We start from the raw sequence: 15952 nt of genomic DNA on the forward strand, positions 1-15952 counted from the left end.
CCCTCATGGGAGGCGTGTTGCTGTTCATCCTCGCGAGCCTCGGGGTGCTCGCGGCCTTGCGCCTGCGCACCGACGACCTGGAGGCGCGGCTCGTGCTGGAGGTGAACACGCTGACGCACGCCGAGCACCCGCGTCCGGCGCATGTCACCCCCACACGGGCCGGCACCTTCGGCACCGCCCTGGCACAGTTGATCCCCGCGCTGGTGCGACCGGAGCGCGCCGCGCCCGTGGCCACTCAAGAAGACGCCGCCCGTTGCGAGGCCGTGACGGAGGGGCGCGCTCCCGTCACGGACCTGCCCACCGCGTGCCGTGAGGCGCTGGAGCAGGGCCGGCCCCTGATGCGGCAGGTGCTCGCCGCCACCCATGCGGAGTCGGGCGGGCTGCCGGAGGAGCTGCGGCCGCTGTCCGGGCCGGACGTGGCCCGGCGGGATGCGCTCGCACAGGCGCTGCGGCGGGTGCTGGAGCAGGCGGCGCTGGAGACGCGGTTGCTGGTGGCCGGCGGCGACGCGGACCTCGCGGTGGACACATGCGTGGACGCGCTCGCGCTCAGCCGGGAGCTGGCCCTGGGCGGTGGGCTCGTCGGGCAGCGGCTGTCCGTCAACGGCTACGCGCGCACGTGGCGGGCCTGCGCGGATGCGCTCGACGCGGCGTCCGTGGTCCGCAAGCGACAGGCCGCCGCGCAGCTCACCCGGCTGCACGAAGGCTTTCCTCCGCCGTCCCTGACGCTGCACGAGGAGTCGCTCGCCACGCAGCTCACCACCTTCCGCGACCTGATGTCCGACGATGCCCGCTCCCTCCTGCCCCCCTCCTGGACGGACGCCCCTTCCCTGCCGGGCGCCCTGTCGCGGCGGCTCCGGTGGCGGCAGTGGGTGACGGACTCGGACCGCCTGCGCGCCGTGGTGGATCAACCCGCGGAAGCGCGCCGCCGTGCGATGGGCGCCCTGGAGGCCCAGAAGGCCCGGGAGCACCTCCGCCAGGAAGAAGCCCCGGCGACGCGCCTGGCCTCCGAGGACCTGGAAGCGCTGGAGCTGCGCGCGCTGCGCTCCGAGGCGCTCATCGCCCTGGCGGAAGTCGACGCGACCCGGGCGGAGAAGGGCCAGTGGCCCAAGACGCTCGCCACGAAGACGCCCTCGCTCGTGCTGGAGTCGGTGGATGCCTCCCAGGCCGTCATCCGCTCGTGCGTGCGGGGTCTGACGCCCGAGGCCCTCCTGGTGAACGCCGACGCCCCGGCCACGCCCCAGCAGGCCCGCGCACGGCCCTGAAGTCCTCCGTCCTCCAGGGGATCGTCCGCGCCCGCTGCACGTCCGGCCTCCACGGACAGTGCGGCCATGTACGATGGGACTTTCCGTGACCGCGGGAGACATCTGTCATGGCCTGGAAGCTGGTGCTGCTGGACGAAGTGTCGAAGGTGCTGCCGGACGCGCCGCTCAAGGGCTCCGACATCCGGGTGGAGCTGCCGAACGCCAGCTACGCGCTGCCCTCCGGCCAGAAGCTGGGCCCGCTGACCTTCGCGTTCGACGTGTCCGCCAAGGGCTTCATCGAAGGCTATGACGCCCCGGCGGACGTGGACGCGGCGGGCGTGGTGGGCGAGGCCTCCAGCACCCCGGAGCGGCTGTCCCCGCCGCTCGTCTTCGGGGACGACCAGGCGTGGCTCAAGTACGCGGTGGAGGCGCGCGTGAAGGCGGAGGTCGGCTTCCCGCTGCCGTACGTGGCGCTGGCTGCCAACGGGGACGTGCGCGTGCTGCTGGCGGACTACCACCGGCACACCCAGGACACGAACGCGAGAGCCGCGCTGAAGGCGAACGCCGGTGAACTCCGGCTGCCCCTGCTCACGTCGTCGCTGGAGAAGCTGGGCGTGGGGGACGCCATCTCCTTCCAGGCGCGCGGCGAGCTGTCCGTCACCGCGACGCTGGACTGGACGGACGTCTACACGACCAACCTCCAGGCGCTGACGAAGCTGCTGTCCGCCAGCACGATGGTCGCCTTCGAGGCCAAGGCGGGCGCCACCGTGTCCGCGAAGGTGAAGGTGACGGACGACTACGCGGTCATCTTCTCCCGCCCGGAGGCGGGAAAGATCCGCGTGCAGGTGAAGAAGGTCGTGGCGCGCGAGGCGGGCGTGACGGCCGACCTCCACGTGGAGGCAAGCCTCACCGACCCGGCCGCCGTCCTCGCGCAGGTGGAGCACATCCTCGAAGGGCTCCTGTCGGTGCCGCTCGCCACCTTCGAATCGCTGATGACGAAGCTGGAGACGCACACCCTGTCGGAAGCCGAGACGAAGGTGCTGCGCATCGTGCTGGACCGGCTGGGCTTCCAGGAGCTGGAGGCGGCCCCCACGGCGCTGCGCACGGCGTGGGAGAAGCTGCGCGCGGATGCACGCACGCGCGTCCAGGCGCTCGCGGAGGCGAAGTTCGCCGCCGGCTTCCGCTACGAATACCTGCGCCTGCGCGAACAGACGACGCTGCTCTCCACCGTCTGCACCGATGCGCAGGCCCAGGCCCTGCACCCGATGCTGGTGGGCGGCGACATGTCCCGCGCGATGCAGCACATGCAGACCCACAACATGGTGCTGGAGCAGTGCCTGCTCAAGGAGGTCTCCAAGGAGTCGCAGGCGTGGGGCTTCTCGCTGCGGCTGGGAAGCTGGGCGATGGGCGGCAACGACGAGCGCAGCCTCACCCAGGTGGTGCAGCGCAACAGCCTGGAGAGGGAGGCGCCCCAGCGCATCTCGTTCCTGGGCGTGCGCCGCTACACGGGCACGCTGTTCACGCCGTACGCGCACTGGACGGCGGACTTCAAGGCGGACATGTCCGAGTTCCGCAAGTCGCCCACCGTGGCGGACTTCGACCTGGGCCTGTACCTGATGCTGCGCCGCGACGCGCGCAAGCGCGGCGAGGACGACCTGCGCCAGTCCGTGGACGAGGCCATCATCTGGGGCGCGCTGGATGACGCGGAGGAGGAGGAGGTCCTCAAGCGCATCCGCGCGGCCTCGGGCGGCAAGGCCATCGAGACGCGGGTGGAGCTGAAGCTGGACAACCGGACGCTGCGCGACGTCATCACCCACTCGGCGGACCCCGACGCGCCCACCGTCTTCGCACGCGCGCTGGCCCGGGCGCTGCCCTGGTACTCCGTGCCGTGCCGCGACCGTCCCACCGTGCGCGAGTCCGTGTACGCGGGCCTGTGGCGCGCGTACCTGGACCAGAACTGGTCCGCGTCCGACGCGGCGAAGACGGCCGCCGCGACGCTCAAGAACCATCCGCTCGTGGGGCTCTTCGCGTACACGGAAGGACAGCTGGGCAACAGCATGCTGACGTTCGCGGAGGTCATCCAGAAGAACCCCGGCACGGTGTCCAAGTGGCACGACCTGCGCGCGGGCCTGCTGGACCTGCGCAACAACGAGCAGCGCTCCCCGGCCGTCTTCTCCGGCGCGTTCAAGGCCCTGTCGCAGTCCTGGGCCCAGTCCTTCCACCTGAAGGCGACCGGCGCGTTCTTCCTGGAGCTGGCGGCGCGCGGCGGCAACGGCCTGGCGACGGTGGAGCGCACCTTCACCGTGACGGTGCCGGACACCGGCGTGAGCATCGTCTTCTCCAAGTCGCGGGCCTGAGCGCTTTCGTTGGGTTCCGCACGCTCCCCAGGCGTGCGGAACAGCGCGGGCCCGGACGGCGGACGCGGAAGTAACGCGCCGCATTGCCAGTCTGGCGGTGCGGCACTACATCCCGGGCCGCACCGGGCTCTCTCCCCGGCAAGGAGTGCCCGCGCGATGATCGTCGGTCGGATGTTGTCCTGGCGCATCGTCCTTCGCTACACGGGCGTGCCCGTCGCGGTCCACGTCGTCCTCGCGCTCGCCATCGCCCTGGGCTACGAGGTGATGGGCGCGAAGTGGCTGTCGGTGCCCGCGCTGCCGGTGACGGTGCTCGCCGCGGCGCTGGGCGTGCTGCTCGCCTTCCGCAACAACTCCGCCTACGAGCGCTGGTGGGAGGCGCGCACCATTTGGGGCGGCATCGTGAACTCCTCCCGCACCCTGGCCCGGCAGGTCATCACCTTCCTGCCCGCGCCCCGCTCGCATCGCAGCGACGGCACCCTGGAGACCCCCTCGTCCGCGTCGCGGCTGGTGCAGATGGCGGTGCAGCCGGAAGGCCCCGCGCTGTCGCCCGCCTGGTCCCAGGTGGGCGACGGCGCGGTGCGAGACCAGTTCGGCAAGGCGCGCGACCTGCGCAAGCCGGGCACCCCGCGCGCGAACCTGGCCACGTTCGAACATCCCCCGTCCGACTGGAGCCATCCCCGGGGCGTCATCACCGGCGTGTTCGAGGGCATCACCGAGGACGCCCGCGAGCTCATCTACGCGCAGATCGGCTTCGTGAACGCGCTGCGCTGCCACCTGCGCAGGCAGGACCCCTTCCCGGAGATCACCCCGTACTTCCGCCCGTCGATGCTGGAGGCGCTGCGCGACGAGCAGAACGTGCCCTCCGCCATCCTCCTGTGGATGTCCACGCGCATGCGCCGCGTCTACAGCGACATCGAGCACCCGGAGAAGGTCTACCTGCGCGTCGCCATGGACGAGACGCTCACGGACCTGACCAACCACCTGGGCGCGTGCGAGCGCATCAAGAACACGCCCCTGCCCCGCCAGTACGACATCCTTCCGCACGCCATGGTGCGCGCCTACCTCGCCATGCTGCCCCTGGGCGTCGTCGCGGACCTGGGCGTGCTCACGCCGCTGGTCACCGCCATCATCGCGTTCCTCTTCATCGCCATGGACGCGGTGGGCCGCGACGTGGAGGACCCGTTCGAGGACGGCGTCAGCGACACGCCCATGACGGCGCTGTGCCGCACCATCGAAATCAACCTGCGGCAGATGCTGGGCGAGACCGAGCTGCCCCCGCCCCTCCAGCCCAGGGATGGCGTGCTGTACTGACGGCCCTACTCCCGCGCCGTCACCTCCACCGTGCCCAGGCCGTCCACGGTGAGCTTCACGTGGTCGCCCGGCTTCATGAGGTACGCGGCGGTGGCCGCGCCCGACAGCACCAGGCTCCCCGCGGGCAGCACCTCGCCGCGCTCCGCGAGCAGCGCGCACAACTGGATGAGGGACACCACCGGGTCGCCGGAGATGGCGTCCGAGCGCGCCTCGCCCTCCACCTTGCCGTTCACCTCCATGCGCATCTGGAGCTTCGTCAGGTCCAGGTCGCGCACGCCGCGCTCGGTGGTGCCGGGCACGAACAGCGACGACGACGCGTTGTCCGCCACCACGTCCGGCAGGCTGAAGTACTTGAAGCCCACGAAGCGCGAGTCCAGCACCTCCATCGCCGCGAACACCGCCGAGCACGCGTCCAGCACCTCGTCGCGCGTCACGGCGCCCTTCAGCTCCTTCGACGTGCGGAAGGCGATCTCCGGCTCGATGCGGGGGTGGATGCCCGCGCCCACGTGCACCACGCCGCCCGCCGGCACGAGCATCCGGTCCGTCAGCACGCCGAAGATGGGCGAGCCCAGGTTCATCTGCTGGCGCTTCGCCTCGGAGGTGAAGCCCATCTTCAGGCCCACGCGCCGCTCACCCTGCGCCTCGCGCAGCCGGATGCCCTGGGCCTGCACCGCATAGCCGTCCGGCACCGACAGGTTCGGGTGCGCGTGCGTCAACGGGGGGATTTCGCGCCGCTCGCGCCGCGCCGCGTCCAGGGTCTGTGCCAGGGTCATCACGTCCGTCGTCGAGGTCATCTCCGGATCCTTTCTCTGCCCAACCTGTAATTCCACCGGCCAGGTTCACGGGCGGAATGGGGGCGGCAGCATCCGGGAGGCACGACGGCCGCGCAAGCGAGCGCCAACCGACGGATGCGCTCGGAATCCTGGAGGCCACGGACGGGCGCGGCATAGATTGCCGCGCGTTCCCGTGTCTCCCCCAGGAGGGCGCTGCCTTGGAAAAGGTCCTCAACTACATCGGTGGCGAGCTGGTGCCCGCGAAGGGCGGCCAGTGGCTGGACAAGCCGGAGCCGGCGACGGGCGCGCTGTACGCGCACGTGCCGGACTCGCGCGAGGAGGACGTGCACTCCGCGGTGGAGGCGGCCCGCCGGGCGTTCCCCGCCTGGTCCGCGCTGCCGGCGACGGAGCGCTCGCGGATGCTCCGGCGCATCGCGGGGCTCATCCACGAACGCCTGGACGCCTTCGCCCGGGCGGAGTCCATCGATACGGGCAAGCCGCTGTCGGTGGCGCGCACGGTGGACATCCCGCGCAGCGTGGTCAACTTCGAGTTCTTCGCCGACGCGGCGACGCAGTTCGCAAGCGAGGCGCACGCCATGGACGGCGTGGCGCTCAACTACACGCTGCGCTCGCCGCTGGGCGTCGTGGGCTGCATCTCGCCGTGGAACCTGCCGCTGTACCTGCTGACGTGGAAGATCGCCCCCGCGCTGGCGATTGGAAACTGCGTGGTGGCGAAGCCGTCGGAGGTGACGCCCATGACGGCGTTCCTCCTGTCCCAGGTGTGCCGCGACGCGGGCCTGCCCCCGGGCGTGCTCAACCTGGTGCACGGCCTGGGGCCGAACGTGGGCGGACCGCTCACGCGCCACCCGGACGTCAGCGCCATCTCCTTCACCGGCAGCACGCGCACCGGCGCCGAAATCGCCCGCGTGGCCGCGCCCGCCTTCAAGAAGCTGTCGCTGGAGATGGGCGGCAAGAACCCCAACGTCATCTTCGCGGACTGTGACTTCGACGAGGCGCTGTCCACCACGCTGCGCTCGTCGTTCGCCAATCAAGGTCAGATCTGCCTGTGCGGCCCGCGCATCTTCGTGCAGCGCCCCCTGTACGCGCGCTTCAAGGAAGCGCTGGTCGCGCGCACCCAGGCCCTCAAGGTGGGGGACCCGCTGGTGGAGGGCACGGACCAGGGCGCGCTGGTGTCCCGCGAGCACTTCGAGAAGGTGCTGGGCTACATCGACCTCGCGAAGCAGGAGGGGGGCCACGTGCTCACCGGCGGCCAGCGCGCGAAGGTACCGGGCCGCTGTGAGCAGGGCTGGTTCGTGGAGCCCACGCTGGTGGAGGGCCTGTCGTCTTCGTGCCGCACCAACCAGGAGGAGATCTTCGGGCCGGTGGCCACGCTGATGCCCTTCGACGACGAGGAGGAGGTGCTCGCCTGGGCCAACTCCACGCGCTATGGCCTTGCCGGCAGCGTGTGGACGAAGGACCTGACGCGCGCGCACCGGTTCGCCTCGCGGCTGCACAGCGGCATCGTCTGGGTGAACACCTGGATGCTGCGCGACCTTCGCACGCCGTTCGGCGGGGTGAAGGACTCCGGCGTGGGCCGCGAGGGCGGCTGGGACGCGCTGCGCTTCTTCACCGAACCCAAGAACGTCTGCATCAAGCTGTGAAGCCCTGCTGCCCCTGGAGCAACGCGTGAGCGCTGGCGAGCGGATCGATTCGAAGAAGGCCCCGGAGCCCGTCGGGCTCTACCCGCACGCGCGCCGTGTGGGCAACTTGTTGTTCCTCTCCGGCGTGGGCCCGCGCGAGCGCGGCAGCAAGGCCATCCCCGGCGTGGAGCTGGATGCGGAAGGAAACATCGTCTCGTATGACATCGAGACGCAGTGCCACTCGGTGTTCCGCAACGTGCGCTACATCCTGGAGGACGCGGGCTCGTCGTGGGACCGGCTGGTGGACGTGACGGTGTACCTCACGGACATGAAGAAGGACTTCCCCACGTACAACCGGCTGTGGGCGGAGTACTTCAAGGACAGCCCTCCGTGCCGCACCACGCTGGAAATCAACCGGCTGCCCACGCCCATCGCCATTGAACTGAAGTGCATCGCCACCATTGGAGACGTGTGACATGGGACGACTGACCCCCATCAACTTCAAGAAGTGGATCGACGAGCACCGGCCACTGCTCAAGCCGCCCGTCGGCAACCAGCAGGTGTGGGCGGACCGGGACTTCATGGTCACCGTGGTGGGCGGTCCCAACGCGCGCACGGACTTCCACGTCAACGAGGGCGAGGAGTTCTTCTACCAGCTCGAAGGCGACATCACCCTGCGCGTCATCGACGAGGGGCAGGTGCAGGACATCCCCATCCGCGAGGGGGAGATCTTCCTGTTGCCGCCCAAGGTGCCGCACTCGCCGCAGCGCCCCGCGGGCACGGTGGGGCTGGTGCTGGAGCGCCGCCGTCAGCCGCAGGAGCTGGATTCGTTCCTCTGGCTGTGCCCGAAGTGCGGCGTGAAGCTCTATGAGGAATCGCTGCACGTCACCAACCTGGTGACGCAGCTGCCGCCGGTGTTCGAGCACTTCTACGGCGACCCGGAGCACTGCACCTGCAAGCAATGCGGCACGAAGGTGACCCGGGGTGGTGCGCCCAAGTGAAGGTCGACATCCACACGCACCTCCTGCCCCCGGAGATGCCCCGCTTCGCCGAGCGCTTCGGCTACGGCGGCTTCATCACGTTGGACCATCACGCGCCGTGCCGCGCGCGGATGCTGCGGGATGACGGGAAGTTCTTCCGCGAAATCGAAAGCAACTGCTGGGACCCCCAGCAGCGCGTCGTGGAGTGCGACGCGCACGGCGTCCAGGTGCAGGTGCTGTCCACGGTGCCGGTGCTGTTCAGCTATTGGGCGAAGCCCGAGCACGGCCTGGAGGTGGCGCGATTCCTCAACGACCACCTGGCCTCCGCGGTGGCCACGGCGCCCAGGCGCTTCGTGGGCCTGGGCACGGTGCCGCTCCAATCCACCGACCTGGCGGTCAAGGAATTGGAGCGCTGCGTGCGCACGCTGGGCTTCGCGGGCGTGCAGATTGGCAGCCACGTCAACGACCTGAACCTGAGCGACCCGGCCCTCTTCCCCTTCTTCCAGGCGGCGAGCGACCTGGGCGCCGCCGTCTTCGTGCACCCGTGGGACATGATGGGTGAGGCGAAGATGGCGAAGTATTGGCTGCCGTGGCTGGTGGGCATGCCGGCGGAGGTGTCGCTGGCCATCTGTTCGCTCATCTTCGGCGGGGTGATGGAGCGGCTGCCCAGGCTGCGGCTCGCGTTCGCGCACGGCGGCGGCGCGTTCCCGGGCACGATTGGCCGCATCCAGCACGGCTTCGAGGTGCGCCCGGACCTGGTCGCGGTGGACAACCCGGTGGCGCCGCGCGACTACCTGGGGCGCTTCTGGGTGGACTCGCTGGTGCACGACGCGGAAGCGCTGCGCGCCATCGTGAAGCTGTTCGGCGCGGACAAGGTGGCGCTGGGCAGTGACTATCCCTTCCCGCTGGGCGAGGACCGGCCCGGCACGCTCATCGAATCCCTGACGGACCTGGAGACGCCGGTGCGCGAGCGGCTGCTCTTTCGCAACGCCCTGGAGTGGTTGGGGCGCTCGCACGAGGACTTCGCACCATGACGGCCCCTGTTGTCTACGAGAGCACCGACGCCTTCGCGCACACCCTGGACGCGCAGGATCCGCTGCGGCCCTACCGCGACGAATTCCTGCACGTGGCCAGCCCCTCCGGGGCCCCGGCCATCTACCTCGCGGGCAATTCGCTGGGCCTCCAGCCGCGCAAGGCGCGCAAGTACGTGCAGATGGAGATGGAGGACTGGGAGCGGCTGGGCGTGGAGGGCCACGTGCACGGCCGTCACCCCTGGCTGCCGTACCACGAGCTGCTCACCGAACAGGTGGCGCGGCTGGTGGGCGCGCAGCCCCAGGAAGTCGTGGTGATGAACACCCTGTCGGTGAACCTGCACCTGATGATGGTGTCGTTCTACCGACCCACGCGCGAGCGCTTCAAGATCCTCATTGAAGGCAACGCCTTCCCGTCGGACCAGTACGCGGTGGCGTCCCAGGCGCGCTTCCACGGCTACGACCCCAAGGAGGCCATCGTCCGGCTGATGCCGCGCGAGGGCGAGGAGACGCTGCGCCCCGAGGACATCCTCGAAGCGGTGGAGCGGCACGGGAAGGAGGTCGCGCTGGTGATGCTGGGCAGCGTGAACTACCTCACCGGGCAGGCGTTCGACATCGGGGCCATCACCCGCGTGGCGCACGCGCAGGGCTGCAAGGTGGGCTTCGACCTGGCGCACGGCGCGGGGAATCTGAAGTTCGCCCTGCACGACGACGGGCCGGACTTCGCGGTGTGGTGTTCGTACAAGTACCTCAACGGCGGGCCGGGAAGCCTGGGCGGCGTGTTCGTGCACGAGCGGCACGCGCACTCGCCGGAGCTGCCGCGCTTCGAGGGCTGGTGGGGCCACAACAAGGCCACCCGCTTCGAGATGGGCCCCACCTTCGACCCGCTGCCGGGCGCGGAGGGCTGGCAGTTGTCCAACCCGCCCATCTTCCAGTTGGCGGCGCTGCGCGCGTCGCTGGAGCTGTTCGACAAGGCCACGATGGAGGCGGTGCGCGCGAAGAGCGAGAAGATCACCGGCTTCCTGGAGTTCCTCCTCAACCGGCTGCCCGGCGGGTTCGTGACCATCACCACGCCGAAGGATCCGAAGCAGCGCGGGGCGCAGCTGTCCCTGCGCTTCAAGGGCGAGCCCAAGCGCCTGCTGGGGCGGCTGTCGGCGGCGGGCATCATCTGCGACTTCCGCGAGCCGGACATCATCCGCGCCGCGCCCGCGCCCCTCTACAACACGTACCTGGACGTCTTCCGCTTCGTGCGGACGCTGGAAGCCCATGCCCTCGAATGAGCCGAAGCTGACGGTGGTGGGAGCGGGCCTCGTCGGTTCGCTGCTGTCCCTGTATCTGGCCCGCCGGGGCCACACGGTGGAGGTGCTGGAGCGCCGGCCGGACATGCGCCGCGAGACGCTGGACGCGGGGCGCTCCATCAACCTGGCCATCTCCACGCGCGGCCTGCATGCGCTGCGGCAGGTGGGGCTGGAGGAGGAGGCGCTGAAGCACGCCATCCCCATGCGCGGGCGGGTCATCCACCCGGTGAAGGGGGAGCTGGCATACCAGCCCTACGGCAAGGACGACTCGCAGCACATCAACTCGCTGTCGCGCGGTTGGCTGAACCAGTTCCTGATGACGCAGGCGGAGGCGACGGGGCGCGTCAGCATCCGCTTCCGGCAGCGGGTCACCCAGGCGGACGTGTCGGCGGGGACGCTGACGGTGCTGGACGAGACCACGGGTGAGACGCGCGAGGTGCGCGACACGGTGGTGTTCGGCACGGACGGCTCTGGTTCGGCGGTGCGTCAGGCGTTGCAGCCGCAGGCGACGCAGGAGCCGCTGGGGCATGGGTACAAGGAGCTGACGATTCCGCCGGGCCCGGGTGGAAGCTTCCAGATGGAGAAGCACGCGCTGCACATCTGGCCGCGCGGCGCGTTCATGCTCATCGCGCTGCCCAACGAGGACGGCAGCTTCACCTGCACGCTGTTCCTGCCGTGGAAGGGGCCGCTGAGCTTCGCGAGCCTGGAGACGCCCGCGGCGCTGGAGGCGTTCTTCCAGGAGCAGTTCCCGGACGCGAAGGCGCTGATCCCCGGGCTGGTGGAGGAGTTCTTCGCGCGACCCACCGGGCACATGGTGACGGTGAAGTGCGCGCCGTGGCGCGTGGGTGGGCGCACGCTGCTGCTGGGCGACGCGGCGCACGCCATGGTGCCCTTCTACGGGCAGGGGATGAACTGCGGCTTCGAGGACTGCGTGGTGCTGGACGCGCTCCTTGCGAAGCAGCAGGACTGGGAGGCGGCGTTCCAGACGTTCGAGGCGCTGCGCAAGACGAACGCGGACGCCATCGCGGACATGGCGGTGGAGAACTTCATCGAGATGCGCGACAGCACGGGCGACCCGCGCTTCCTGCTGGAGAAGGGCGTGGAGAAGGTGCTGCTCAATGCGTTTCCGGGAGAGTTCGTCAGCCGCTACTCGCTGGTGAGCTTCAGCCGGGTGCCCTACCGGCTGGCCTACGAGGTGGGCGTCATCGCGGGCGGCATCGTGGCGGAGCTGTCGCAGGGGCTGAAGCGCCCCGAGGACGTGGACCTGGACGCGGCGGCGAAGCTCATCCGCGGCCGGCTGACCCCTTTCATGAAGGAGCACGCGGATGGATTTCGGCCTGAAGGGTAGACGGGCGCTGGTGACGGGAGCGTCCTCGGGACTGGGGCGCGCCATCGCGGAGACGCTGGTGAAGGAGCGCGCGACGGTGGCCATCTCCTCGCGCGGCGGGCAGAAGCTCGAGAAGGCGGCGAAGGAGCTGGGCGCGGCGCTGGCGGTGCCGTGTGACCTGACCCAGGCGGGCACGGCGCGCGAGCTGGTGCGCGAGGTGACGGAGAAACTGGGCGGCCTGGACGTGCTGGTGGTGAACGCGGGCGGGCCTCCGGCGGGCGGCTTCGAGGCCATCACCGGAGAGCAATGGCAGACGGGCTTCCAGAGCCTGTGGTTGTCCACGGTGGATGCGATTCAAGCGGCGCTGCCGGGCATGAAGGCGCAGGGCTGGGGCCGCATCGTGCTGGTGACGTCCACGGCGGCGCGCGAGGCGATGAACAACCTCACGGTGTCCAACGGCCTGCGCGCGGGATTGCTGGGATTGGTGAAGAGCCTGAGCAATGAAGTGGGGCCGTATGGCATCACGGTGAACGCGGCGCTGCCGGGCTACCACGCGACGGACCGGATGAAGGACCTGGGCCTGTCGGATGAGAAGGTGGCGCCGAACATCCCCGCGCGGCGGCTGGGAAGGCCGGAGGAGTTCGCGGCGCTGGTGACGTTCCTGGCGTCGGAGCCGGCCGCGTATATCAGCGGACAGTCCATCGCCTGCGACGGTGGAGCGCTGCGCGGATTCTGAGGTGTGCTCCGTGTCTTCCCGGGGGGGAAGACATGGACGCGACGGTACGTGCGCGGGCGGTGCTCGCGGTGGTGTCGTGGTGGATGACGGGCTGTATGGCCACGGGCACCATCGTGGAGGGCAGGCTTCAGCCCCAGCACTTCAAGTTCGTCAACATCGTGGAGCAGACGGGGCCCGGGGCGGGAGGTTGGCGGGAAGCCTGTGTCCGGGTGCCGCTGCGGCGCGACACCGGCGAGGTCTACCCGTGCCAGCTCGGGATCGGACTTCCCATGCAAACAAGCCGCATGGGCCCCATTCCGCTGCCGCTTGCCCAACGTATTTCAGCGGACTGCGCGAACCTGGCGGCGCAGACGGTGTTTCGTGCGGTCACCCCCACGACCCCGCTGGGACTTGCCTGCGAGGAGTTCAGGGGCACCTACACTCTCGCGCTCTCCGAGGCCATCGTAGGCTCGCGCGTATCGAAGACGTGTCGGCGCGAAACCATGCCTGTCGAGCCCAGGTTCCAGAAGCCATGACGCCTTCCACCGAAGAGTTGATTGCGATTGCGCGTCATTACTGGCGTGCGGATGACCTGTATGACTTCCGGATTGAGCCCAGTCCTGAATTCGAGCGCTTCGAGGCGCTCTGGAACGAAAAGCTCAAGGAACTGGACCGCTGGAGGGCCTTGCTCAACCAACTCAGGAGAGCGCTCCCTGAATGCACCGTCGGCGACTACATGGCGGCGTCGGTGAATGGATGTTTCGGCGTCCTCGTCTACCCTCCGCGAGTGGAGGTCCTACACCGCACCCAGTTGGCCTGGACGGTTGTCGGGTACCTCAGCATCCTGGCCCCGGTCTACACCGTTCACTGTGTCCGAAGGGAGTTCCAGGGGACGCACCTCAAGGACTCCCAGGTGTTCCTGAAGCCCATTCCCCTGGAGTTGCAAGGCATCGCGGAGGCCATCGCCCAGCGCATCGAGGCGGACTACGGCGCCACCGCCCTTCCGCTCGACATCGCCCAGACGCCCGTGCCCCTCTACGTCCACTTCATGAAGCCCCCCCGGACGACCCTCTTCCACGCCCTCTTCTCTTCCGAGCCCGAGAACATTCCCTGACCACCGGAGGGGTACGACGGGAGCCCGCTGGGACTTCACGGGCTCCCGCACGCGTCAGGACGCTCAGCCGCCCTTGACGACGTCCCCGGCGCGGGACTCGCCGCTGGCCGTCACGCTGGCCGTGGTGAACTGGGACGCGAAGTGGCTCAGCAGCGTCTCCAGGAAACGCCCGTGGTACGCGGCGTAGGCCTCCGTCGAGATGGCCTTGTCCTTCTGCGCGCTGATGGTGAAGACCACGCCCGCGCCCGGCACCAGCGTGGGCCGGAACCACGCCTGGTTCGCCAGCGACGCCTCGGAGGACGTCACATCGCCCTCGGCGTCATAGGCCCAGCCCGCCACCTTCTTGGAAGCCACCGCGCTCTTGATTCCGTCAATCAAGCCCTGCGGGTCCGTCGTCGTCACGAAGATCGCCATGTGTGCGTACTCCTTGGTTGGGTGTCCGAGACCTTCAACCCGCTCGCCGGAACGATCCAGTTCCTGGAAGCGGGGCCGTCCCTCCCCTTTGCGACGCACCGGGTCGGGCATTCCCCGCACTAACAGACCAGCCGGATTGTTTGTAGCTGGTGGATTTCTCACGTTTTGCGACAAAGTGCGCCGCCTTCGCCGGGAGGGGCATTCCGTGTCCAGACGCAACCGTGTCAACCGTGGGCTGTGGCTCGCGGTGCTGCTGTGGGGAACCGGGGCTTTCGCCCAGGGCAACTCGGTCATCACCGGGACCCTGACGAACGCCGCGAACAAGAGCCCGCTGGAGAACGTGGTCGTCACCGCCACCTCTCCCCAGCTCCAGGGCGAGCGCACGGTCGTCTCCGACAAGAGCGGCCTGTACCGCATCCCCCAGCTGCCCTCCGGCACCTACCTGCTGCGCTTCGAGTCCCAGGGCTTCAAGCTCTACGAGCGCGGCGGCATCCTCCTGCGCATCGACCGCACCATCCGCCTCAACGCGGAGCTGCTCCCCGACGAGGGCCTCACGGAGAACGTCGAGGTCGTGGGCGCGCCCCCCAGCGTGGACGTGGGCTCCAGCGCCGCGGGCGTCACCGTGGACCAGGACTTCATCCGCAACATCGCCGTCATCCGCCCCGGCACCAAGGGCTCCGCGTCCCGCTCCTTCGAAGGCCTTGCGGAGCTGGCCCCCGGCGCCACCGAGGACCGCTACGGCGTGAGCATCAGCGGCAGCAGCTCCCCGGAGAGCCAGTACGTCGTGGACGGCCTGTCCGTGAACGACCCCGGCGTGGGCACCCTGGGCACGCCCCTGTCCGTGGAGTTCGTCAAGGAGGTCAACATCATCACGGGCGGCTACATGCCGGAGTACGGCCGCTCCACCGGCGGCGTGCTCAACGTCGTCACCAAGTCCGGCTCCAACGAGTTCCACGGCTCCGTCTTCGCCAACATGGCCCCGGGCTCCCTCCAGACGGCGGGCACCGTGGTGCGCCGCGAGGGCAGCGTCATCTCCGCGCAGGGCAGCGCCCACAACCTGGGCGACTTCGGCTTCGACCTGGGCGGCCCCCTGCTCAAGGACAAGCTCTGGTTCTACGTGGGCGTCGCGCCGTCCTTCAACCGCATCCAGGTGGACCGCCAGCTGTCCACCTTCGAGATCTGCACGGGGGAGGACGACAACGGCTGCAAGAAGGCAGGCGACCGCCGCAAGGACACCACCACCGGCTTCTCCCAGGCGACGCCCATCGAAGGCACCCAGGTCAGCCGCTTCGCCGACGAGCGCTCCATCCAGTACCTGGGCAAGCTCACCTACAACTTCAACCAGGACCACAGCCTCGCGGTCTCCGTCTTCGGCACGCCGCGCTCGTCCGGTGGCACCAACAAGTACGCCTTCAGCGACGACGGCGAACCGGAGGTGTGCACCAGCCTGTCCTGCACCGGCTTCGTGCAGGGCGCCTATGAAGCCATCGCCACCCGGCGCGAAAACAGCGCGCTGGACCTGGTCGCGAAGCAGACGTCGTCCTTCTTCGACAAGAAGCTGCTCGTGGACGCGACGCTCGGCTGGCACCACCAGGCGGACTCCATCCTGCCGTCAGACGGCTCCGGTCTGGGCTCCGGGAAGGGCCTGTCCGCGCAGTCCAACATCGCGTGGCGCCGCACCCGCAACCCCGGCCCCCACACCATCGACGAATTCGAAGCCCTGCCCGACCCCAACGTCTGCGGCACCACCC

The 15952-nt window shown here is 69.6% G+C and carries 15 protein-coding genes; 13 read left to right on the plus strand and 2 right to left on the minus strand.

Annotated features, from left to right (window positions below):
• The 3 genes from D7Y13_RS24920 to D7Y13_RS24930 form a co-directional block, all read left to right on the plus strand.
• Nucleotides 1-1262, plus strand: a 1262-nt coding sequence (locus tag D7Y13_RS24920; RefSeq protein WP_208734490.1) for a hypothetical protein, incomplete at its 5' end; no start/stop codon positions are given.
• Nucleotides 1263-1369: 107 nt separating this feature from the next.
• Nucleotides 1370-3598, plus strand: coding sequence for a hypothetical protein (locus D7Y13_RS24925; protein WP_120581954.1), 2229 nt, complete (start codon nucleotides 1370-1372; stop codon nucleotides 3596-3598).
• Nucleotides 3599-3754: 156 nt separating this feature from the next.
• Entirely contained in the window at nucleotides 3755-4909 is a 1155-nt protein-coding gene (locus D7Y13_RS24930) for a bestrophin family protein (protein WP_120534638.1), read from the plus strand.
• Between the two features lie 5 nt (nucleotides 4910-4914).
• On the opposite strand, the gene D7Y13_RS24935 is transcribed toward D7Y13_RS24930, so the two are convergent.
• Nucleotides 4915-5703: a 2-keto-4-pentenoate hydratase gene (locus tag D7Y13_RS24935; RefSeq protein ID WP_120581955.1), complete on the minus strand. Its 789-nt coding sequence runs from the start codon at nucleotides 5701-5703 to the stop codon at nucleotides 4915-4917.
• Nucleotides 5704-5900: 197 nt separating this feature from the next.
• On the opposite strand from D7Y13_RS24935, the gene D7Y13_RS24940 reads away from it, so the two are divergent.
• The 9 genes from D7Y13_RS24940 to D7Y13_RS24980 are packed head-to-tail and all read left to right on the plus strand — an operon-like array spanning nucleotide 5901 to nucleotide 13787.
• On the plus strand, nucleotides 5901-7343 hold the full coding sequence (locus D7Y13_RS24940) for an aldehyde dehydrogenase (protein WP_120581956.1): 1443 nt from the start codon (nucleotides 5901-5903) through the stop codon (nucleotides 7341-7343).
• A gap of 25 nt (nucleotides 7344-7368) precedes the next feature.
• Nucleotides 7369-7797 carry a RidA family protein gene (locus D7Y13_RS24945; protein ID WP_120534641.1) on the plus strand — a complete coding sequence of 143 codons (429 nt, stop codon included), beginning with the start codon at nucleotides 7369-7371 and terminating at the stop codon, nucleotides 7795-7797.
• Between the two features lies 1 nt (nucleotide 7798).
• A complete protein-coding gene (nbaC, locus tag D7Y13_RS24950; protein WP_120534642.1) occupies nucleotides 7799-8323 on the plus strand; it encodes a 3-hydroxyanthranilate 3,4-dioxygenase in 525 nt (174 codons plus the stop codon).
• Nucleotides 8320-9336, plus strand: a complete 1017-nt coding sequence (locus tag D7Y13_RS24955; RefSeq protein ID WP_120534643.1) for an amidohydrolase family protein — start codon at nucleotides 8320-8322, stop codon at nucleotides 9334-9336. The genes nbaC and D7Y13_RS24955 overlap by 4 nt, the downstream gene beginning before the upstream one ends.
• Nucleotides 9333-10613: a kynureninase gene (gene kynU / locus D7Y13_RS24960; RefSeq protein WP_120534644.1), complete on the plus strand. Its 1281-nt coding sequence runs from the start codon at nucleotides 9333-9335 to the stop codon at nucleotides 10611-10613. The genes D7Y13_RS24955 and kynU overlap by 4 nt, the downstream gene beginning before the upstream one ends.
• The gene (locus D7Y13_RS24965) at nucleotides 10600-11979 is read left to right on the plus strand and encodes an FAD-dependent oxidoreductase (protein ID WP_120581957.1); all 1380 of its coding nucleotides are present in this window, start codon (nucleotides 10600-10602) and stop codon (nucleotides 11977-11979) included. Before kynU ends, D7Y13_RS24965 begins: the two co-directional genes overlap by 14 nt.
• Nucleotides 11957-12694 carry an SDR family oxidoreductase gene (locus tag D7Y13_RS24970; protein ID WP_120534651.1) on the plus strand — a complete coding sequence of 246 codons (738 nt, stop codon included), beginning with the start codon at nucleotides 11957-11959 and terminating at the stop codon, nucleotides 12692-12694. Before D7Y13_RS24965 ends, D7Y13_RS24970 begins: the two co-directional genes overlap by 23 nt.
• Nucleotides 12695-12726: 32 nt before the next feature.
• Entirely contained in the window at nucleotides 12727-13209 is a 483-nt protein-coding gene (locus D7Y13_RS24975) for a hypothetical protein (protein WP_120534646.1), read from the plus strand.
• Nucleotides 13206-13787 (plus strand): hypothetical protein, encoded by a 582-nt coding sequence (locus D7Y13_RS24980; protein WP_120534647.1) that lies wholly within the window; start codon nucleotides 13206-13208, stop codon nucleotides 13785-13787. Before D7Y13_RS24975 ends, D7Y13_RS24980 begins: the two co-directional genes overlap by 4 nt.
• Nucleotides 13788-13850: 63 nt before the next feature.
• Here D7Y13_RS24980 and D7Y13_RS24985 read toward each other — a convergent pair whose 3' ends face one another.
• Nucleotides 13851-14201: a hypothetical protein gene (locus D7Y13_RS24985; RefSeq protein ID WP_120534648.1), complete on the minus strand. Its 351-nt coding sequence runs from the start codon at nucleotides 14199-14201 to the stop codon at nucleotides 13851-13853.
• 205 nt (nucleotides 14202-14406) lie between these two features.
• On the opposite strand from D7Y13_RS24985, the gene D7Y13_RS24990 reads away from it, so the two are divergent.
• A partial coding sequence (locus D7Y13_RS24990) for a TonB-dependent receptor (RefSeq protein ID WP_147452488.1) occupies nucleotides 14407-15952 on the plus strand: 1546 nt, incomplete at its 3' end.

This window comes from Corallococcus praedator (assembly GCF_003612125.1).
Classification (GTDB): Bacteria; Myxococcota; Myxococcia; order Myxococcales; family Myxococcaceae; genus Corallococcus; species Corallococcus praedator.

Excerpts from the sequence above, each read along its gene's own strand:
- D7Y13_RS24925 (WP_120581954.1), top strand. The coding sequence starts at position 1,370 with ATGGCCTGGAAGCTGGTGCTGCTGGACGAAGTGTCGAAGGTGCTGCCG.
- D7Y13_RS24930 (WP_120534638.1), top strand. The coding sequence starts at position 3,755 with ATGATCGTCGGTCGGATGTTGTCCTGGCGCATCGTCCTTCGCTACACG.
- D7Y13_RS24935 (WP_120581955.1), bottom strand. The coding sequence starts at position 5,703 with ATGACCTCGACGACGGACGTGATGACCCTGGCACAGACCCTGGACGCG.
- nbaC (WP_120534642.1), top strand. The coding sequence starts at position 7,799 with ATGGGACGACTGACCCCCATCAACTTCAAGAAGTGGATCGACGAGCAC.
- kynU (WP_120534644.1), top strand. The coding sequence starts at position 9,333 with ATGACGGCCCCTGTTGTCTACGAGAGCACCGACGCCTTCGCGCACACC.
- D7Y13_RS24965 (WP_120581957.1), top strand. The coding sequence starts at position 10,600 with ATGCCCTCGAATGAGCCGAAGCTGACGGTGGTGGGAGCGGGCCTCGTC.
- D7Y13_RS24970 (WP_120534651.1), top strand. The coding sequence starts at position 11,957 with ATGGATTTCGGCCTGAAGGGTAGACGGGCGCTGGTGACGGGAGCGTCC.
- D7Y13_RS24975 (WP_120534646.1), top strand. The coding sequence starts at position 12,727 with ATGGACGCGACGGTACGTGCGCGGGCGGTGCTCGCGGTGGTGTCGTGG.
- D7Y13_RS24980 (WP_120534647.1), top strand. The coding sequence starts at position 13,206 with ATGACGCCTTCCACCGAAGAGTTGATTGCGATTGCGCGTCATTACTGG.
- D7Y13_RS24985 (WP_120534648.1), bottom strand. The coding sequence starts at position 14,201 with ATGGCGATCTTCGTGACGACGACGGACCCGCAGGGCTTGATTGACGGA.